General features: G+C 69.5%; 18 protein-coding genes and 3 tRNA genes. 17 read left to right on the top strand and 4 right to left on the bottom strand.

The features are described 5' to 3' along the window. Positions 1 to 56 precede the first annotated feature (56 nt). Entirely contained in the window at positions 57 to 713 is a 657-nt protein-coding gene (locus tag AAFN69_RS10480; protein ID WP_347728064.1) for an SDR family oxidoreductase, read from the bottom strand. A gap of 171 nt (positions 714 to 884) precedes the next feature. Then, positions 885 to 2,105: an amidohydrolase family protein gene (locus AAFN69_RS10475; protein WP_347728063.1), complete on the bottom strand. Its 1,221-nt coding sequence runs from the start codon at positions 2,103 to 2,105 to the stop codon at positions 885 to 887. Between the two features lie 260 nt (positions 2,106 to 2,365). Here AAFN69_RS10475 and AAFN69_RS10470 point away from each other — a divergent pair. From AAFN69_RS10470 to AAFN69_RS10435, 8 genes are all read left to right on the top strand, one after another. Beyond that, positions 2,366 to 2,438 (top strand) — tRNA-Thr (locus AAFN69_RS10470). Positions 2,439 to 2,484: 46 nt separating this feature from the next. Then, positions 2,485 to 2,557, top strand: a tRNA-Met gene (locus AAFN69_RS10465). 96 nt (positions 2,558 to 2,653) lie between these two features. Continuing rightward, entirely contained in the window at positions 2,654 to 2,818 is a 165-nt protein-coding gene (gene rpmG, locus AAFN69_RS10460; protein ID WP_018834916.1) for a 50S ribosomal protein L33, read from the top strand. 263 nt (positions 2,819 to 3,081) lie between these two features. Beyond that, positions 3,082 to 3,534 carry a MaoC family dehydratase N-terminal domain-containing protein gene (locus AAFN69_RS10455; protein WP_347728062.1) on the top strand — a complete coding sequence of 151 codons (453 nt, stop codon included), beginning with the start codon at positions 3,082 to 3,084 and terminating at the stop codon, positions 3,532 to 3,534. Further along, positions 3,534 to 3,962: a MaoC family dehydratase gene (locus AAFN69_RS10450; RefSeq protein WP_347728061.1), complete on the top strand. Its 429-nt coding sequence runs from the start codon at positions 3,534 to 3,536 to the stop codon at positions 3,960 to 3,962. The genes AAFN69_RS10455 and AAFN69_RS10450 overlap by 1 nt, the downstream gene beginning before the upstream one ends. A gap of 176 nt (positions 3,963 to 4,138) precedes the next feature. Then, positions 4,139 to 4,735 (top strand): helix-turn-helix domain-containing protein, encoded by a 597-nt coding sequence (locus tag AAFN69_RS10445; RefSeq protein ID WP_347728060.1) that lies wholly within the window; start codon positions 4,139 to 4,141, stop codon positions 4,733 to 4,735. A 140-nt stretch (positions 4,736 to 4,875) separates the two neighbouring features. After that, on the top strand, positions 4,876 to 6,351 hold the full coding sequence (locus AAFN69_RS10440; RefSeq protein WP_347728059.1) for an MFS transporter: 1,476 nt from the start codon (positions 4,876 to 4,878) through the stop codon (positions 6,349 to 6,351). A gap of 91 nt (positions 6,352 to 6,442) precedes the next feature. Beyond that, positions 6,443 to 7,498 carry a UDP-N-acetylmuramate dehydrogenase gene (locus AAFN69_RS10435; RefSeq protein WP_347728058.1) on the top strand — a complete coding sequence of 352 codons (1,056 nt, stop codon included), beginning with the start codon at positions 6,443 to 6,445 and terminating at the stop codon, positions 7,496 to 7,498. Between the two features lie 16 nt (positions 7,499 to 7,514). Here the strand turns inward: AAFN69_RS10435 and AAFN69_RS10430 are convergent, their stop codons facing one another. Then, entirely contained in the window at positions 7,515 to 8,540 is a 1,026-nt protein-coding gene (locus AAFN69_RS10430) for an adenosine deaminase (RefSeq protein ID WP_347728057.1), read from the bottom strand. A gap of 244 nt (positions 8,541 to 8,784) precedes the next feature. Next, positions 8,785 to 10,011, bottom strand: coding sequence for a pyridoxal phosphate-dependent aminotransferase (locus tag AAFN69_RS10425; protein ID WP_347728056.1), 1,227 nt, complete (start codon positions 10,009 to 10,011; stop codon positions 8,785 to 8,787). A gap of 307 nt (positions 10,012 to 10,318) precedes the next feature. Between AAFN69_RS10425 and AAFN69_RS10420 the strand changes: the two genes are divergently transcribed. From AAFN69_RS10420 to rpoB, 9 genes are all read left to right on the top strand, one after another. After that, positions 10,319 to 10,391, top strand: a tRNA-Trp gene (locus tag AAFN69_RS10420). A gap of 107 nt (positions 10,392 to 10,498) precedes the next feature. Continuing rightward, positions 10,499 to 10,780, top strand: a complete 282-nt coding sequence (secE, locus tag AAFN69_RS10415) for a preprotein translocase subunit SecE (RefSeq protein WP_347728055.1) — start codon at positions 10,499 to 10,501, stop codon at positions 10,778 to 10,780. A gap of 74 nt (positions 10,781 to 10,854) precedes the next feature. Continuing rightward, complete coding sequence (nusG, locus tag AAFN69_RS10410) at positions 10,855 to 11,763, top strand: transcription termination/antitermination protein NusG (RefSeq protein WP_347728054.1); 909 nt, start codon at positions 10,855 to 10,857, stop codon at positions 11,761 to 11,763. Positions 11,764 to 11,948: 185 nt separating this feature from the next. After that, positions 11,949 to 12,383 (top strand): 50S ribosomal protein L11, encoded by a 435-nt coding sequence (gene rplK, locus AAFN69_RS10405; RefSeq protein WP_347728053.1) that lies wholly within the window; start codon positions 11,949 to 11,951, stop codon positions 12,381 to 12,383. A gap of 104 nt (positions 12,384 to 12,487) precedes the next feature. After that, on the top strand, positions 12,488 to 13,210 hold the full coding sequence (rplA, locus tag AAFN69_RS10400; protein ID WP_347728052.1) for a 50S ribosomal protein L1: 723 nt from the start codon (positions 12,488 to 12,490) through the stop codon (positions 13,208 to 13,210). A gap of 132 nt (positions 13,211 to 13,342) precedes the next feature. Next, positions 13,343 to 14,287, top strand: a complete 945-nt coding sequence (locus AAFN69_RS10395; RefSeq protein ID WP_347728051.1) for a hypothetical protein — start codon at positions 13,343 to 13,345, stop codon at positions 14,285 to 14,287. A gap of 428 nt (positions 14,288 to 14,715) precedes the next feature. Further along, entirely contained in the window at positions 14,716 to 15,246 is a 531-nt protein-coding gene (gene rplJ / locus AAFN69_RS10390) for a 50S ribosomal protein L10 (protein WP_347728050.1), read from the top strand. Positions 15,247 to 15,382: 136 nt separating this feature from the next. Further along, positions 15,383 to 15,763, top strand: coding sequence for a 50S ribosomal protein L7/L12 (rplL, locus tag AAFN69_RS10385; RefSeq protein WP_347728049.1), 381 nt, complete (start codon positions 15,383 to 15,385; stop codon positions 15,761 to 15,763). A gap of 599 nt (positions 15,764 to 16,362) precedes the next feature. After that, positions 16,363 to 19,845, top strand: coding sequence for a DNA-directed RNA polymerase subunit beta (rpoB, locus tag AAFN69_RS10380; protein WP_347728048.1), 3,483 nt, complete (start codon positions 16,363 to 16,365; stop codon positions 19,843 to 19,845). Positions 19,846 to 19,903 lie beyond the last annotated feature (58 nt).

Below are 19,903 nucleotides of genomic sequence, written 5' to 3'. Positions count from 1 at the left end.
TGTGCTGACCGGACGGGAGGCGGGAAGTCATCGCCGCCGGCGGAACCCGCGGCCGGTCAGTTGCCGGCCACGTCCCGCACCGCCACCATCACCGGGACCGAACCGCTGATCAGCTCCAGCGTCAGCCCCGCCGTGGCGGGGGTCTCCAGCAACTCCGCCAGCACCGCGGCCACATCGTCGCGCGGCACCGGGCCCCGGCCCGTCGACGCCTGCAGCAGCACCAGACCGGTGCCGGCGTCGTTCGTCAGCGAACCCGGCCGCAGAATCGTCCAGTCCAGGCCGGGACGGGCCCGTACATCGTCGTCCGCCGCGCCCTTGGCCCGCAGATAGACGTCGAACACCTCGTCGCCCTCGCGCGCCGAGTCGGCCCCCGTGGAGGAGACCATCAGATAGCGGCGCACCCCGGCGCGTTCGGCGGCGTCCGCGAAGAGCACCGCGGCGCCCCGGTCCACCGTCTCCTTGCGGGCGGCGCCGCTGCCCGGCCCCGCGCCCGCCGCGAAGACGACCGCGTCCGCGCCCCGGAGCACCTCGGCGACCTCCTCCACCGACGCCGACTCCAGGTCCAGGACGACCGGTTCGGCGCCCGCGTCCCGCAGGTCGCCGCTCTGATCGGGGTCGCGGATGAGGCCCACCGCCTCGTGTCCGCCCGCCGTGAGCAGCCGCTCCAGTCGGAGGGCGATCTGACCATGTCCACCAGCGATGACAATGCGCATGCCCCCGACCGTACGTCCGGAGCCCGCCCGCCGCCCGGCCGCACGCCCGAAACACGCCGCCCGCCCGGGGGAATGCCCCGCGGAGGCCCGGAGCGCGCCTGCGGCCCGCGACGGCCCGGGAAGGGCCCGGGGGAGGACTCGCGGACGGTTCAGGGACGACCCGGCGAAGACTCAGGGACGGCCCTGGCGCGGCAGTTCGAGCGCCACCGCCGCCGCCGAGTCGCAGTACTCCCGCACCGCGCTGGTCCGCGCCACCACCCGGCCCCGGTGGATGACGATCCTGCTGTACGCCAGCGACAGCACCCCCGCGAGCCGCTCCCCGCGCACCGCCAGCAGCTCCGCCGGGAACCCGGCCTCCACCCGCACCTCCGGCAGGCCCATCGCCTCCCTGGCCGCCGCGGAGACCGCCGCGTACGCCTCCTGCGCCCGCAGCCCGCTCTGTGACGCGAGCAGATACGCCGCCTCCAGCGGATCGCCCCGGCCGACCGGGTTGGACACATCCCGCAGCGCGCCGCTGCCCGCGGCGACCCGTACCCCGGCCGCCCGCAGCAGCCGTACGGGGGCCCCGCCGCGCTGCTCCATGGCGCCGCAGCCGCCCTGCGGGAGGCAGATCACGGTGATTCCCGCCGCCGCCAGCCGTTCGGCGGTCCGTGCCGCCACCTCGTGCGGCAGCCGGGCCAGCCCCGCGCACGGCCCGACGGACACCCCGGGCCGCAGCCCGCCCGCCATCGCCGCCAGCCCGGCCAGCCGGCCCGGATCGTCACCATGGGTGTGCAGATCGACGGGGCAGCCGTGCTCGGCCGCCACCCCCAGCACCGCCTCCGCGTACCCGGCCGGATCGGGGTCGGCGTCCGGACAGCCGCCCACCACCGCCGCGCCCATCTTCACCGCGTCGCGCAGCATCGCCAGGCCGTCCGCCCCCGCCAGACCGGTGAGCAGCCTCGGCACGGCCACCGCGGTCAGATCGGCGAGCCCGCGCAGCGACCGCCGCGCCCGGAGCACCGCCTTGAGCGGCCCGAGCCCCTGGACGGCCCCGATCCGCACATGGGACCGCAGCGCCGTGGCGCCGTGCCCGAGCTGGAGCAGCGCGGCCTCGGTGGCCCGCCGCTGGACCGGCTCCGCGGCGTACGAGACCGGGCCGGGCGAGTCCGCGGTGAGCGCCGTGTCCGCGTGGCCATGGGGCTCCGCGGGCGCGGGGAGCAGCAGATAGCCGTGGAGGTCGACCCGGGCGGGGTGCGGTGCGAGGCTGCCGGCCGTGCCGACGGCCTCGATCCGCCCGTCGCTCAGCCGTACGTCGACGGTGCGGCCGTCGGTCAGCCGCGCACCGCACAGCAGTAGTCCGGTGGTGTCGGCGGTGGTGCCGCCGGGTGGCCTCGGCCGGCTGTCGGGCATCGCGCTCCTGCGGGGGAGGTCGGGGCTCGGGCCGCGCGACGAGGGAGGAGGAAGATCACGCAGCGTGTCGAGCCTAGGGGCGCCGCGGGCACGCTTCGAGGAAGAGCGAAATAGTCGTACCGGTGTGGCCGCGAGGTGCGCGCGGGAGGGAAGTGGCGGCCCTCCGGCGCGGGGGAGACCCTTGCTGGTCCGGCGCCTGACAGGGCCCGCGAAACGGATTTGGGCGATCGGCGACCGACCGTGTAATGTCTTCATCGCTCGCCCCAATAGCTCAGTCGGTAGAGCGTCTCCATGGTAAGGAGAAGGTCTACGGTTCGATTCCGTATTGGGGCTCTGATGTCGGTGAACCTCACCTTCGGGTGAGGGGATCCGGTATCGCAGCGGTGTAGCTCAGTCGGTAGAGCAAGCGGCTCATAATCGCTGTGTCACCGGTTCAAGTCCGGTCACCGCTACAGAAAGTAGCCGATTGTGGGGTCGGTCCTCCGGTCGGCTACTCTTTTTGTGCGTTGTCATATTTCGTTCAATCTGTCCGTCCAAGGAGCACTCACGTGGCTGCCACCGACGTCCGCCCGAAGATCACGCTGGCCTGCGTGGAGTGCAAGGAGCGGAACTACATCACCAAGAAGAACCGGCGCAACAACCCGGATCGTATGGAGATGAAGAAGCACTGCCCGCGCTGCAACGCGCACACTGCGCACCGCGAAACGCGCTGATACAGGCTCGTACACGAGGCCGTCCCCGTCAGGGGGCGGCCTCGCGTCGTTTGCGCGGCCGGCCCCCGGGAGACCGGCGGCCCGCCGCCGCCCCGCCCGGGGCCCGCCCAAGGTCCCCGCAAGGCCGGTGTGCGGAGCTGTGCGGACGCGGAACCGCGGCCGGCCCGGACCGGGATCCTGTGATGCCGCACACAGCGCTCATGGTCCACACCGGCGCCACGGCCGGTGAGAAGCAGATCAATCTGTCAGGAGGGAGCTAGTTCATGGCGCTCGACCAGTCCTTCGTGGGGCGGACCTATCCGCCCACCTCGCCCTATGAGGTCGGCCGGGAGAAGATCCGCGAATTCGCCGAGGCGGTGGGGGAGACCAGTCCCGCATGCACCGACCCGGAGGCCGCGAAGGCGCTCGGCCACCCCGACGTGATCGCCCCGCCGACTTTCGTCTTCGCCATCACCTTCCGCGCGGCCGGAACCGTCATCTCCGACCCGCGGCTCGGGCTGGACTACGACCGCGTGGTGCACCGGGAGCAGAAGTTCGCCTACACCCGGCCGGTACGGGCGGGCGACCGGCTGACGGTCGTCTCCACCATCGAGAGCATCAAATCTCTCGCCGGTAACGATGTGGTGGCCATTCGCGGCGATGTGCACGACGAGACCGGTGAGCATGTCGTGACGGCGTGGACCAAGCTGGTGGCGCGCGCCGCCGAGGAGGCGTGATGACGGCGAAGATCTCTTACGCGGACGTCGAGGTCGGCACCGAGCTGCCGCAGCAGAGTTTCTCCGTGACCCGCGCCACACTGGTGCGGTACGCCGGAGCCTCGGGGGACTTCAACCCGATCCACTGGAACGAGAAGTTCGCCGTCGAGGTCGGACTCCCGGATGTGATCGCGCACGGCATGTTCACCATGGCGGAGGCGGTCCGTGTGGTCACCGACTGGACCGGCGACCCCGGCGCGGTGGTCGAGTACGGCGTGAAGTTCATCAAGCCGGTCGTGGTGCCCAATGACGACAAGGGCGCGGTCGTCGAGGTCGGCGGCAAGGTCGCGGCACTGCTGGAGGACAACCGGGTGCGGGTCGATCTGACCGCGACCAGTGAGGGCGAGAAGGTGCTGGGCATGGCCCGTGCCGTCGTCCAGCTGGCCTGAGGCCGCAGGGCCGCCTCGGCCCGGCCCGATGCCGAGGCGCCGCCGTCCCGGCGGCCGTGAGCTCCCGTAAGGGGCGCCCCTCCCCGGGGGCGCCCCTTACCCGTGTCATCGGGACCCGTATCGCCGGGCGCCAACGTCCCTTGACTGCTTAGTAATTGGTCACTAACTTACCGGTCATGGTCAGAATGAGTGCGGCGGAACGGCGCGAGAGCGTGATTCGCGCGGCGATCGGTGAGTTCGCCCACGGAGGCTATGCCGGCACCTCCACCGAGGCGATCGCCAGGCGGGTCGGTGTCTCCCAGCCGTATCTCTTCCGGCTGTTCAAGAACAAGCGGGAGCTCTTCCTGGCCGCCGCGACGCGCTGCCTCGAGGAGACTCCCAAGGCGTTCGCCGCGGCCCTGGAGAAGGAACCGGACGCATCGCCGGTGGCGGCGATGGCGACGGCGTACATGCGGCTGATCGACGATCGCGAGCTGCTGCTGATGCAGTTGCAGATCTATGCGGCGGTGGCCTCCGCCGAAGCCATGGGCGACCGCGAATTCGGTGCCGAGATCCGCTCGGCCTGGCTGGAGATCTGGGACCGTGCGCATATCGCCCTCGGCGGCGATGTCGACGCGACCACCCACTTCCTGGGGCGCGGAATGATGATCAATTGCCTGCTGGCGCTCGGATTCCCGCCGGACCACCGGGCGTGGGCCGGTATCGACCCCCGCTTCGGCACCGGCTCCGCTCCGCACTCCGATGGTCCGCCGGAAGCACCGGACGAGTCCTAGGCCGTCTCTTGCGGGGATCTCGCTCACACGGGCGGATTTCCGGGCCCGGGCTCTCGGCACCCCCTCTCCCTCGCCGGGAGTGTTCGGCGCCGCTTGCCGCCCGGGAAAGTTAGTGATCGATAACTACTCATGGGGGAGTAATGAAACAGGGGAGAACACCGGACCGGCCGGCCGGCCGCCGGGGCGGGGCCGTCTGGGCGACCGTGATCACCAGCGTCGCCGGATTCATGGCGGCCCTCGACAACCTCGTCGTCACCACCGCCCTCCCCGCCATCCGCGACGATCTCGGCGGCGCGCTCGCCGATCTCGAATGGACGGTGAGTGCCTACACCCTCACCTTCGCCGTCCTGCTCATGCTCGGCGCCGCCCTCGGGGACCGGTTCGGCCGCCGCAGGCTCTTCCTCATCGGTCTGGCGATTTTCACGGCCGCCTCCGCCGCCGCCGCGCTCGCCCCCGGCATCGGCGCGCTGATCGCCGCCCGCGCCGTCCAGGGCCTCGGCGCCGCGATCATGATGCCGCTGAGCCTGACCCTGCTCACCGCTGCGGTCCCCGCCGCCCGCCGGGGCGCCGCCCTCGGCGTCCTCGGTGCCGTGAGCGGGGTCGCCGTCGCCGCCGGACCGCTGATCGGCGGCAGCCTCACCGAGCACATCTCCTGGCAGTGGATCTTCTGGCTCAATGTGCCCATCGGCCTGCTCCTGCTGCCGCTCGCCCGCCTCCGCCTCGACGAGTCACGCGCCCCCGGCGCCCGGCTCGACATCCGCGGCACCCTGCTCGTCAGCGGCGGCCTCCTCGGCATCGTCCACGCCCTGATCAACGGGCACGCCGACGGCTGGGCCAGCCCCGCCGTCCTGGGCGGGCTGGCCGCGGGCACCCTGCTCCTGCTGGGCTTCGTCCGCCACGGCGTCACCGCCCCGAATCCCATGCTCCCCATGCGGCTCTTCCGGAACCGCGCCTTCGCCGGGATCAACGCGGCGAGCCTGCTGATGTATCTCGGCATGTTCGGGTCGATCTTCCTGCTCAGCCAGTTCATGCAGGGGGTTCTCGGCTACTCGCCCACCGAGGCGGGCCTGCGGATGCTGCCCTGGACCGCGATGTCACTCGTCGTCGCGCCCGTCGCCGGCCATCTCGCCGACCGGATCGGCGGCCGGCCCGTCGTCGCCGGCGGCCTCGCGCTCCAGGCACTCGGGCTCGCGCTCTTCGCCCTCACCCTCGAACCGGGCGTCTCCTACGCCGCCCAGCTCCCCGCGCTGATCACCACCGGGATCGGGATGGCCCTCTTCTTCGCCCCGGCGGCGAGCGTGCTGATGGCCTCCGTCCGGCCGGAGGAGCGGGGCATGGCCTCCGGCGCCAACGGCGCGCTGCGCGAGGTCGGCGGGGCCCTCGGGGTCTCGGTCCTGAGCGCGGTCTTCGCGGCCCGGGGCGGCTTCGAGTCCCCCCGGATCTTCACCGACGGAACCACCCCGGCGCTCTGGGCGGGAGCGGCCGCCGTGGCCGCCGGCGCGGTCGCCGCCCTGCTCATCCCCTCCCGCCGCCGGACCGCGCCGCCCGCCGGCCGGACCCCGGCACGGGACGAGCCGGTGGGCATCCCCGAGGCGCCGGTGAAGGCGAGCGCGTGACCGCCGTACGGGGCGGGCCCGCGGCCCCACCGCTCACCCGGCGGGCACTGCCCCGGAGCTCCGTCCGGGGCCCGACCGTACCCTTGTCCCCGTGCAGGAACTTCACGATGCCCCCCTCGCCCCCCTGACCACCTTCCGGCTCGGCGGCCCCGCCGGCCGGCTGATCACCGCCGGCACCGACGACGAGGTGATCGCCGCCGTCCGCGAGGCGGACGCCGCCGGCACCCCGCTGCTGATCATCGGCGGCGGCTCCAATCTGGTCATCGGCGACAAGGGCTTCGACGGCACCGCGCTGCGCATCGCCACCCGGGGGTTCCGGCTGGACGGGAACCGGCTGGAGCTGGCCGCCGGCGAGGTCTGGACGGACGCCGTCGCCCGCACCGTGGAAGCGGGGCTCGCGGGCCTGGAATGTCTCGCCGGAATCCCCGGATCCGCCGGTGCGACCCCGATCCAGAACGTCGGCGCGTACGGCCAGGAGGTCTCGTCCCGGATCACCGAGGTCGTCGCGCTCGACCGGCACACCGGGGAGACCGTCACCCTCTCCAACGCCGAGTGCGAGTTCTCGTACCGCCACAGCCGCTTCAAGGACCGGCCCGACCGGTATGTGGTGCTCCGGGTCCGCTTCGAGCTGGAGGACGCGGGCGGGCTCTCCGCCCCGATCAAATACGCGGAGGCCGCCCGGGCACTGGGCGCCGAGCCGGGGGACCGCCGGGAGCTGGCCGCCGTGCGCTCCGCCGTGCTCCGGCTGCGGGCCGGGAAGGGCATGGTCCTGGACCCCGCCGACCACGACACCTGGTCGGCCGGGTCGTTCTTCACCAACCCGATCCTGGACGCGGAGGAGTACGCGGGCTTCCTCGGCCGGGTCCGCGACCGCCTCGGCGACGACGCGGTGCCGCCCGCCTACCCGGCCGGTGACGGGCGCACCAAGACCTCCGCGGCCTGGCTGATCGACCGGGCGGGCTTCGCCAAGGGGTACGGGAACGGCCCTGCCCGCATCTCCACCAAGCACACCCTCGCCCTCACCAACCGGGGCGGGGCCACCACCGAGGATCTGCTCGCACTCGCCCGTGAGGTGGTGGCCGGGGTGCACGACGCCTTCGGCGTCACCCTGGTCAATGAGCCGGTGACGGTCGGCGTCAGCCTCTGAAGCCCGCGCGGAGAGGTCAGGCCGGGGCCGCGAGCCAGGAGTCGATTCCGGCCAGCAGTCCGGCCCTGACATCCGGCGGGGCGGCGGAGCCGCGCACGGACTGACGCGCCAGCTCGGCCAGCTCGGTGTCGGTGAAGGCGTGGTGCCGGCGCGCGAACTCGTACTGCGCGGCCAGCCGGGACCCGAAGAGCAGCGGGTCGTCCGCGCCCAGCGCCATCGGCACCCCGGCGTCGAACAGCGTCCGCAGGGGCACGTCCTCCGGCTTCTCGTACACCCCGAGGGCGATGTTCGACGCCGGGCACACCTCGCAGGTCACCCCGCGCTCGGCGAGCTTGCGCAGCAGCCGGGGATCCTCGGCGGCCCGGACGCCGTGCCCGATCCGGGAGGCGTGCAGATCGTCCATGCAGTCCCGCACCGAGGCGGGGCCGCTCAGCTCGCCGCCGTGCGGGGCGGCCAGCAGCCCGCCCTCCCGGGCGATGGCGAAGGCGCGGTCGAAGTCCCTCGCCAGGCCGCGGCGCTCGTCATTGGAGAGGCCGAAGCCGACGATCCCGCGGTCGGCGTAACGGACGGCGAGGCGGGCGAGGGTCCGTGCGTCCAGCGGGTGCTTCATCCGGTTCGCGGCGACCAGGACCCGGATGCCGAGCCCGGTCTCCCGGGAGGCGCTGTCCACCGCGTCCAGGATGATCTCCAGCGCGGGGATCAGCCCGCCGAGCAGCGGGGCGTACGAGGTCGGGTCGACCTGGATCTCCAGCCAGCCGGAGCCGTCCCGGACATCCTCCTCGGCGGCCTCCCTGACCAGCCGCTGAATGTCCTCGGGGGAGCGCAGGCAGGACCGGGCGATGTCATAGAGCCGCTGGAACCGGAACCATCCGCGCTCATCGGTGGCGCGCAGCCTGGGCGGCTCGCCCCCGGTCAGCGCGTCGGGGAGATGGACACCGTATTTGTCGGCCAGTTCCAGCAGGGTGGCCGGGCGCATCGACCCGGTGAAGTGCAGATGCAGATGCGCTTTGGGTAGCCGGCTCACGGCGCGTACATGCTCCATCCGAGGATCTTGCCGTACGCCCGCGCCGTAGCGGTAACCCGATTCTCCGATCGGGCCCCCGCTCGAACGAAGACACGAACCCGGCCCCGGCGGTCGCCCGGGCCGCCCGCAACCCCGCAACCCCGCGAACACGGAAACGCCCCCCGCCCCGCGAACGTTCACGGGATGGGGGGCGTCCGCCGAAACGATCAGCCCGCACGGACCGGCCCGAAGGCCCCCGCCCGGACGGACCGGCCCGGAACGATCAGTCCTCCGCCTCGGCCAGCAGCTTCTGGATCCGCGAGACACCCTCCACCAGGTCCTCGTCCCCCAGCGCGTACGACAGCCGCAGATACCCCGGGGTGCCGAAGGCCTCACCCGGAACCACCGCGACCTCGACCTCCTCCAGGATCAGCGCCGCCAGCTCCACCGACGACGCCGGACGCCGGCCCCGGATCTCCTTGCCCAGGAGCTCCTTCACCGACGGGTAGGCGTAGAAGGCGCCCTCCGGCTCCGGGCAGAGGACGCCGTCGATCTCATTGAGCATCCGCACGATCGTGCGGCGGCGGCGGTCGAACGCCTCCCGCATCTCGGCCACCGCGTCCAGATTCCCGGACACCGCCTCCAGGGCCGCGACCTGCGCGACATTGGAGACATTGGAGGTGGCGTGCGACTGGAGGTTGGCCGCGGCCTTCACCACGTCCTTCGGGCCGACGATCCACCCCACGCGCCAGCCGGTCATGGCGTAGGTCTTCGCCACACCGTTGACCACGAGGCAGCGGTCGCGGATCTCGGGCACCACGGCCGGCAGCGAGGTGAAGACGGCGTCGCCGTAGACCAGGTGCTCGTAGATCTCGTCGGTCAGCACCCACAGGCCGTGCTCGACGGCCCAGCGGCCGATGGCCTCGGTGTCCTCCCTGCTGTACACGGCACCGGTCGGGTTGGACGGGGAGACGAAGACGACCGCCCGCGTACGCTCCGTGCGAGCGGCCTCCAGCTGCTCCACCGAGACCCGGTAACCCGTGGTCTCATCGGCCACCACCTCGACCGGGACGCCGCCGCCGAGCCGGATCGACTCCGGGTAGGTGGTCCAGTACGGGGCGGGCACGATGACCTCGTCACCCGGGTCCAGGATCGCCGCGAACGCCTCGTAGATGGCCTGCTTCCCGCCATTGGTGACCAGCACCTGCGCCGGGTCGACCTCGTAGCCGGAGTCCCGCAGCGTCTTGGCGGCGATGGCCTTCTTCAGCTCGGGCAGCCCGCCCGCGGGGGTGTAGCGGTGGTACTTCGGGGTGCGGCACGCCTCGACGGCCGCCTCGACGATGTAGTCCGGCGTCGGGAAGTCGGGCTCACCCGCGCCGAAGCCGATCACCGGCCGCCCGGCGGCCTTGAGGGCCTTGGCCTTGGCGTCGACGGCGAGGGTCGCGGACTCGGAGATCGCACCGACACGGGCGGAGACCCGGCGTTCGGTGGGAGGGGTTGCAGCGCTCATACGGTCCATCGTCCCAGACGGCCATGGCGTACGGCACACACGTTCCGCACCCCGGACAGGGGCGTCCCGGGGGCGCCTCCCCGGGGCCGGGGCACCCCTTTCCCGCCGCCGCCCCCGGCGCCCGGCGGGGCTCCGGGACGGGCTCCGCAAGGGGCTGAGCTGGCGGTCCCGGCCGGCCCGTCCGGCGGCGCCCGGGAACCGCGCCGGAGTTGTCTGTTCGACGCCGGGCCTGTGACCACGTACACTCACTCGTCGTTGGCCCACACCAACCACATCTCCGGATGGGGTAGGTTGGGGGACGCAACAAAGGGTCGTAGCTCAATTGGTAGAGCACTGGTCTCCAAAACCAGCGGTTGGGGGTTCAAGTCCCTCCGGCCCTGCTACACGCATCTTCGCCAGGTGCGTGCGCATGTACGTACATTCAATGAACCGCCGTGCGGCTCCACCGGGCGCGGCACGGCCACGACCCGGAATCAGGTGAAAGAACGTGACGGACGCCGTGGGCTCCATCGACACGCCTGATGCCGAGGACGAGGCGCCCCAGAAGAAGTCCCGCAAGGGCGGCAAGCGCGGGAAGAAGGGCCCCTTCGGCCGTCTCGCGCTCTTCTACCGGCAGATCGTCGCCGAGCTGCGCAAGGTCGTCTGGCCGACGCGCAATCAGCTCACGACGTACACCACAGTGGTGATTGTCTTCGTCGTCATCATGATCGGTCTGGTGACCGTGATGGACTATGGATTCCAGGAAGCCGTCAAATACGTCTTCGGCTGATCCCGCGGAGGCGTCGGCATGGCGGCAGCCTTTCGCTTGTTCCACCCATCTGTATCCAGAAAGAAGCAGCCACCGTGTCTGACCCGAACCTGAACGAGGCCGTTGAGCCCGGCGACGAGATCTTCGAGTCCGCCGAGTCCGCCGAGGACGAGCTCGACATCGTTGAGGCGGCCGACGAAGACCAGGCGGAAGCTGCTGACGCCGAGGCCGGGGAGCCCGCCGAGGCCGCCGCCCTCCACGTCGAGGACGACACGGACGAGTCCGATGACTCCGCCGCCGACGCGGACGCCGACGAATCCGATGACGAGGACGCCGAGGGCGACCTCGAAGCGGCCGACGAGGCCGACGAGGAGCCCGAGGCCCCGGTCGACCCCATCGCCGCGCTCCGCGACGAGCTGCGCCTTCTCCCCGGTGAGTGGTACGTCATCCACACCTATGCCGGGTACGAGAAGCGCGTCAAGGCCAACCTGGAGCAGCGTGCCGTCTCGCTCAACGTCGAGGAGTTCATCTACCAGGCCGAAGTGCCCGAGGAAGAGATCGTCCAGATCAAGAACGGCGAGCGCAAGAACGTCCGCCAGAACAAGCTTCCCGGTTACGTCCTGGTCCGGATGGACCTCACCAACGAGTCCTGGGGCGTTGTCCGCAACACCCCCGGCGTCACCGGCTTCGTCGGCAACGCCTACGACCCGTACCCGCTGACCCTGGACGAGATCGTCAAGATGCTCGCCCCGGAGGCCGAGGAGAAGGCCGCCCGCGCCGCCGCCGAGGCCAAGGGCGAGCCCGCCCCGGCCCGCAAGGTCGAGGTTCAGGTGCTCGACTTCGAGGTCGGCGACTCGGTCACCGTCACCGACGGCCCCTTCGCCACCCTCCAGGCGACGATCAACGAGATCAACGCCGACTCGAAGAAGGTCAAGGGCCTGGTCGAGATCTTCGGCCGCGAGACCCCGGTCGAGCTCAGCTTCGACCAGATCCAGAAGAACTAGCGGATCCGAGGATCCAGCGGATCTTCCGAAGCACACGCTTCCGACCAGGTCAGGACCGCCTTCACGGCAGTCCTGACCTGTCGGTTTTTAACCGGACAGCTATACCCGTTATCGTTGTGCGGTATGCCTCCATCCGGATGACCGGGTGGGGTGCTCAAAACTCTCACTAGGACCCGGAGAGAGCAATGCCTCCCAAGAAGAAGAAGGTCACGGGGCTTATCAAGCTCCAGATCAAGGCCGGCGCGGCCAACCCGGCACCGCCGGTCGGCCCCGCGCTCGGTCAGCACGGCGTCAACATCATGGAGTTCTGCAAGGCCTACAACGCCGCGACCGAGTCGCAGCGTGGCATGGTCGTGCCGGTGGAGATCACGGTCTACGAGGACCGCTCCTTCACCTTCATCACCAAGACTCCGCCGGCCGCCAAGCTGATCCTCAAGGCCGCGGGTGTGGAGAAGGGCTCCGGCGAGCCGCACAAGACCAAGGTCGCCAAGCTCACGCGCGACCAGGTCCGCGACATCGCCACCACCAAGATGCCCGACCTGAACGCCAACGACCTGGACGCCGCCGAGAAGATCATCGCCGGCACCGCCCGTTCCATGGGCATCACGGTCGAGGGCTGATCGTCCCCGTCTGACCTCTGTGGCAGGGCCGTGCGCCGGCCCGCACCACAACTCCACACCTGCCATGCGGGAAACCGCCTGGCGATACTGCAACAGGAGCAGAAGTGAAGCGCAGCAAGGCACTCCGCGCTGCGGACGCCAAGATCGACCGGGAGCGCAACTACGCCCCGCTCGAGGCCGTCCGTCTCGCCAAGGACACCGCCTCCGCCAAGTTCGACGGCACCGTCGAGGTCGCCCTGCGTCTGGGTGTTGACCCGCGCAAGGCCGACCAGATGGTCCGCGGCACCGTGATCCTTCCGCACGGCACCGGCAAGACCGCCCGGGTCCTGGTCTTCGCGACCGGTGACCGTGCCGAGGCCGCGCGTGCCGCGGGCGCCGACATCGTCGGCGCCGACGAGCTCATCGACCAGGTGTCGAAGGGCTTCCTGGACTTCGACGCCGTCGTCGCCACCCCGGACCTCATGGGCAAGGTCGGTCGCCTCGGCCGTGTGCTCGGTCCGCGTGGTCTGATGCCGAACCCGAAGACCGGCACCGTCACCCCCGATGTCGCCAAGGCTGTGAACGACATCAAGGGCGGCAAGATCGAGTTCCGTGTCGACAAGCACTCGAACCTGCACTTCATCATCGGCAAGGTTTCCTTCGATGAGACGAAGCTGGTCGAGAACTACGGCGCGGCGCTGGAGGAGATCCTCCGTCTGAAGCCGTCCGCCGCCAAGGGCCGCTACATCAAGAAGGCGACCCTCGCGACGACGATGGGCCCCGGCATCCCGCTGGACTCCAACCGCACCCGCAACCTCCTCGTCGAGGAGGACCCGGCCTCCGTCTGATCCAGACGCACCGGGCACAGCGAAAAGCCGGCCCCCGCAGCTATCACGGCTGCGGGGGCCGGTTTTCTGTTGTCCTGCTGTCAGACGGGTGAGATACCGTGCATGAGTTCGTATGACGTACAAGGGGTGGAAATGAGCAAGTCCGCATGGAAGCGTGCCGGAGTCTGTCTGACGGCGGTGGCCGTTGTGGCCGGCATCGCGGGCTGCGGCGGTGAGGCCGCCGACAAGAAGGCCGCCGACAAGGGCGCCGGCAAGGGCGAGGACCGCTCGGTGACGCAGGTCCTCACCTCGGCGTACAAGAAGACCTCCGAGGCCAGGACGGCCAAGGTGGAGATGGACATGAAGATGTCCGGCAAGATGGCGACCGAGGCCGGCGGCAGCGACATGAAGATGTCCGGTGTCATGGGCTGGGATCCCACGGTGATGGACATGACCATCACCGGTGGCGCGCTGAAGTCCCAGGGCGGTCCGGAGCAGAGCCGCATGGTCTGGCTGGACAACGTCATGTACATGGACATGGGCGCCAAGTCGGCCAAGGACATGGACGGCAAGCGCTGGATGAAGATGGACATCGCCGGCATGGCCGAGATGTCCGGGGACAAGGCGCTGCAGAAGCAGATGACCGGCAGCCTGGAGTCCATGAACCAGGACCCGGCCTCGCAGCTGGCCATGCTGCTCGAATCGCCGGGCGTCAAGCACGTCGGCGAGGAGACGATCGGCGGCGTCAGGACGCAGCACTACACGGGCAAGATCAGCGTCAAGGAGATGATCTCCTCCAACAAGTCGCTGGACACCTTCTCCAAGGAGGACCGGGCCAAGCTGCTGGACGGCATCAAGAAGTCCGGGATCAACGGCTTCGACACCGAGGTCTGGGTCAATGAGGACGACTACCCGGTGAAGATGGACGTCGACATCGACTCGCCTGACGGCAAGATGACGATGGTCATGACGTACACGGACTACGGCGTGAAGGCCGCGGTCAAGGCTCCGCCGGCGGGCGAGACCTTCGACCTCATGGAGATGCTCAAGGAGCTCCAGGGCATGGGCGACGAGATGAAGGCGTCCGGCCTCGGCTGACCAGCGGCTCCCGCGGCGGGGTGGGGCACACGGCTCCGCCCGCCCCTCCCGCCGAGCGCGGTGCACGGCCCCGGCTTCCCGCCGGGGCCGTTCCTGTCGCCGCCTCCCGGAGGCGTCCTCCCGGAGGCGGGAGGACCGTCGCATGCCCGCCCGGCCCGGGGGCGAAACCATGGATTTGCGTCCATGCGACCCGGTCACGTACGCTTCCCCGGAAGCCAAAGACCGCTGGTCGTTGCCGCGTGCTCGTCAGAGAGTGCGGCACCGAAGGATCCGCTCAGCTGCGGACGGCCTGCGCAGGTGACACTGGAGAGCTCCCGGGATTCATTCCGGTCGAGCTACGCCCCGTGCGCCTGCGCCGGGGCGTTTTCGTTTGTTCGTCCTCCTTCGGGTCCGCGCGGTCCTCATCACCCGGAAGGAGGCCGACGCTCATGGCAAGGCCCGACAAGGCTGCCGCGGTAGCCGAGCTCGCGGACCAGTTCCGCAGCTCGAACGCCGCCGTGCTGACCGAGTACCGGGGTCTCACCGTGGCACAGCTCAAGCAGCTGCGCCGTTCGCTCGGTGAGAACGCCCAGTACGCCGTGGTGAAGAACACGCTGACCAAGATTGCGGCCAACGAGGCCGGGATCAACACGCTCGACGACCTGTTCAACGGTCCGACGGCTGTTGCCTTCGTCACCGGTGACCCGGTGGAGTCGGCGAAGGGTCTCCGTGACTTCGCCAAGGACAACCCCAACCTGATCATCAAGGGCGGTGTCCTTGATGGCAAGGCGATGTCCGCCGATGAGATCAAGAAGCTCGCGGACCTCGAGTCCCGCGAGGTTCTGCTCGCCAAGCTGGCGGGCGCCATGAAGGGCAAGCAGTCCCAGGCTGCCGCGCTCTTCCAGGCGCTTCCCTCGAAGTTCGTCCGCACCGCGGAGGCGCTTCGTGCCAAGAAGGCCGAGCAGGGCGGTGCCGAGTAATTCGGCTCGCGCATTGATCGGCGCCGCTCCGCAGCGCTGATCGCAGCGGGCCGTCTTCGGAAGAACTGCCGTTGAGGCAGACGCCCGCCGTCACATACACCCGGCACACGCCGATTTAGTGGAAGGATCGCCCATCATGGCGAAGCTCAGCCAGGAAGACCTGCTCGCTCAGTTCGAGGAAATGACCCTCCTGGAGCTGGCCGGATTCGTCTCCGCCTTCGAGGAGAAGTTCGACGTCACCGCCGCTGCCCCGGTCGCCGTCGCCGCCGCCGGTGGCGCTGCCGCCGTCGAGGCCGTCGAGGAGCAGGACGAGTTCGACGTCATCCTCACCGGTGCCGGCGAGAAGAAGATCCAGGTCATCAAGGTCGTGCGCGAGCTCACCTCGCTCGGCCTGAAGGAGGCCAAGGACCTCGTCGACGGCGCCCCGAAGCCCGTCCTCGAGAAGGTCGCCAAGGAGGCCGCCGAGAAGGCTGCCGAGTCCCTCAAGGGCGCCGGCGCCTCCGTCGAGGTCAAGTGACCTTCCGAGTCCTCGTTGACTCTCCCGGGCCGTCAGCGGCTCACCAGTGACTCGCTGAGGCCCCACTGAGCCGTCAGCCGGCTCGATCGAAGGGCGATCACCCATCCGGGTGGTCGCCCTTCGGCGTGCGCGGGGGCCGCGTTGCACTTCTCCGTGCGACGAGTATGGTGATCATCGCCGTCCGCACCCCGCCCAGGTCAGCCCCTGGTCAGTGACGATCTCAACAGCCAGACCGGGATGGGGGGCCTTGACGAACCGCACGCAGCGCGCAATCTTAAGGACTCGTCGTCACAACCGATCCGGATCCGAGGCATGGATCGGTGAACGAACGGGCAGGATCGATGTGCGTCGCACGGCGCGAAGTATCGCGGAGTTGAGAACAACGAGGGTCGAAAGAACCCGCACTGGACATCAGTGTGCCAAGTGGCTACACTGACCCTTTGCGCTGCCTGTTAGCTGCCCCCTGCCCGTCACCAGGGGCATCCCCTCGCATCAGCACTGTGGATTGATCCATCCCTGACCTGGGACTTCTCTCTCTGTGCACGGCTTGGGACACCGGTACGCGCGTAGTGAGTCCGAGCCCTCGGAAGGACCCCCTCTTGGCCGCCTCGCGCAACGCCTCGACCGCGAATACGAACAACGGCGCCAGCACCGCCCCGCTGCGCATCTCTTTTGCAAAGATCAAGGAGCCTCTTGAGGTTCCGAACCTCCTCGCGCTCCAGACCGAGAGCTTCGACTGGCTGCTCGGCAATGCTGCGTGGAAGGCTCGGGTCGAGGCGGCTCTGGACAGTGGACAGGACGTCCCCACCAAGTCAGGTCTGGAGGAGATCTTCGAGGAGATCTCCCCGATCGAGGACTTCAGCGGGTCGATGTCGCTGACCTTCCGCGACCACCGCTTCGAGCCTCCGAAGAACTCCATCGACGAGTGCAAGGAGCGCGACTTCACCTTCGCGGCCCCGCTCTTCGTCACCGCCGAGTTCACCAATAACGAGACCGGCGAGATCAAGTCCCAGACGGTCTTCATGGGCGACTTCCCGCTCATGACGAACAAGGGCACCTTCGTCATCAACGGCACCGAGCGTGTCGTGGTGTCCCAGCTGGTGCGCTCGCCCGGCGTCTACTTCGACTCCTCCATCGACAAGACGTCCGACAAGGACATCTTCACCGCCAAGATCATCCCGTCCCGGGGTGCCTGGCTGGAGATGGAGATCGACAAGCGCGACATGGTCGGTGTCCGCATCGACCGCAAGCGCAAGCAGTCCGTCACCGTGCTGCTGAAGGCCCTCGGCTGGACGACCGAACAGATCCTTCAGGAGTTCGGCGAGTACGAGTCGATGCGCGCCACCCTGGAGAAGGACCACACCCAGGGCCAGGACGACGCGCTGCTCGACATCTACCGCAAGCTCCGTCCCGGCGAGCCGCCGACCCGTGAGGCCGCCCAGACGCTGCTGGAGAACCTCTACTTCAACCCGAAGCGCTACGACCTGGCCAAGGTCGGCCGTTACAAGGTCAACAAGAAGCTCGGCGCCGATGAGCCGCTGGACGCCGGGGTGCTCACCACCGACGACGTCATCGCGACCATCAAGTACCTGGTCAAGCTGCACGCCGGCGAGACCGAGACGGTCGGCGAGTCCGGCACCCAGATCGTTGTCGAGACCGACGACATCGACCACTTCGGCAACCGCCGTCTGCGCAATGTCGGCGAGCTGATCCAGAACCAGGTCCGTACGGGTCTCGCCCGTATGGAGCGGGTCGTGCGCGAGCGCATGACCACTCAGGACGTCGAGGCGATCACGCCGCAGACCCTGATCAACATCCGGCCGGTCGTCGCCTCCATCAAGGAGTTCTTCGGCACCAGCCAGCTGTCCCAGTTCATGGACCAGAACAACCCCCTCTCGGGGCTCACCCACAAGCGCCGTCTGTCGGCGCTCGGCCCGGGTGGTCTCTCGCGTGAGCGGGCCGGCTTCGAGGTCCGTGACGTGCACCCCTCGCACTACGGCCGCATGTGTCCGATCGAGACCCCCGAAGGCCCGAACATCGGTCTGATCGGCTCGCTCGCCTCCTACGGCCGGGTCAACGCGTTCGGTTTCGTCGAGACCCCGTACCGCAAGGTCGTCGAGGGCCAGGTCACGGACGACGTCGACTACCTCACGGCCGATGAGGAAGACCGCTTCGTCATCGCCCAGGCGAACGCGACCATCTCCGACGACATGCACTTCACCGAGCCCCGCGTGCTGGTCCGCCGCCGCGGTGGCGAGGTCGACTACGTGCCGCCGGCCGAGGTCGACTACATGGACGTCTCGCCGCGCCAGATGGTGTCCGTCGCCACCGCGATGATCCCCTTCCTGGAGCACGACGACGCCAACCGTGCCCTCATGGGCGCGAACATGATGCGCCAGGCCGTTCCGCTGATCACGGCGGAGTCGCCGCTGGTCGGCACCGGCATGGAGTACCGCTGCGCGGTCGACGCCGGTGACGTCATCAAGGCGGAGAAGGACGGTGTGGTCCAGGAGGTCTCCGCGGACTACATCACCGTCGCCAACGACGACGGCACCTACACCACCTACCGGGTGGCCAAGTTCTCCCGCTCCAACCAGGGCACCTCGGTCAACCAGAAGGTCATCGTCTCCGAGGGCGACCGGGTCATCGAGTCCCAGGTCCTCGCCGACGGACCGGCGACCGAGCAGGGCGAGATGGCGCTCGGCAAGAACCTGCTCGTGGCCTTCATGCCGTGGGAGGGTCACAACTACGAGGACGCGATCATCCTGTCGCAGCGCCTCGTGCAGGACGACGTCCTCTCCTCGATCCACATCGAGGAGCACGAGGTCGACGCCCGTGACACCAAGCTCGGCCCCGAGGAGATCACCCGGGACATCCCGAACGTCTCCGAGGAGGTCCTCGCCGACCTCGACGAGCGCGGCATCATCCGCATCGGTGCCGAGGTCGTCGCCGGCGACATCCTGGTCGGCAAGGTCACGCCCAAGGGCGAGACCGAGCTCACCCCGGAGGAGCGCCTGCTCCGCGCGATCTTCGGCGAGAAGGCCCGTGAGGTCCGTGACACCTCGCTGAAGGTGCCCCACGGCGAGATCGGCAAGGTCATCGGCGTCCGCGTCTTCGACCGCGAGGAAGGCGACGAGCTCCCGCCCGGCGTCAACCAGCTGGTCCGGGTCTATGTCGCCCAGAAGCGCAAGATCACCGATGGTGACAAGCTCGCCGGCCGTCACGGCAACAAGGGCGTCATCTCCAAGATCCTGCCGATCGAGGACATGCCGTTCCTGGAGGACGGCACCCCGGTCGACATCATCCTCAACCCCCTCGGTGTCCCGTCCCGGATGAACCCGGGACAGGTCCTGGAGATCCACCTCGGCTGGCTCGCCAGCCAGGGCTGGAAGGTCGAGGGCAACGAGGAGTGGATGGAGCGGCTGAAGGCGATCGGCGCGGACGACGTCCGCCCCGGCACCAATGTCGCCACCCCCGTCTTCGACGGCGCCCGCGAGGACGAGATCGCCGGACTCTTCGAGTCCACGATCCCCAACCGCGACGGTGACCGGATGGTCCTCCCGTCCGGCAAGGCGAGGATGTTCGACGGCCGCTCCGGTGAGCCGTTCCCGGACCCGATCTCGATCGGGTACATGTACATCCTCAAGCTCCACCACCTGGTCGACGACAAGCTGCACGCGCGCTCGACCGGTCCGTACTCGATGATCACCCAGCAGCCGCTGGGTGGTAAGGCCCAGTTCGGTGGCCAGCGCTTCGGAGAGATGGAGGTGTGGGCGCTGGAGGCTTATGGCGCCGCCTACGCCCTCCAGGAGCTGCTGACCATCAAGTCCGACGACGTCACCGGCCGTGTGAAGGTCTACGAGGCCATCGTCAAGGGCGAGAACATCCCCGAGCCCGGCATCCCCGAGTCCTTCAAGGTGCTCATCAAGGAGATGCAGTCCCTGTGCCTCAACGTGGAGGTGCTGTCCTCGGACGGCATGTCCATCGAGATGCGCGACACCGACGAGGACGTCTTCCGCGCTGCGGAAGAGCTCGGCATCGACCTGTCCCGGCGCGAGCCGAGCAGCGTCGAAGAGGTCTGACGGGTCCGGCCGGGATCACCTCCAGGTGATCCCGGCCGCTGCCCCGGACCCCGTACAG

The organism is Streptomyces sp. CAU 1734, from assembly GCF_039888735.1.
GTDB lineage: Bacteria > Actinomycetota > Actinomycetes > Streptomycetales > Streptomycetaceae > Streptomyces.
The sequence above is the reverse complement of the archived record's forward strand: the minus strand, read 5'-3'. Positions and strand labels throughout refer to the sequence as shown.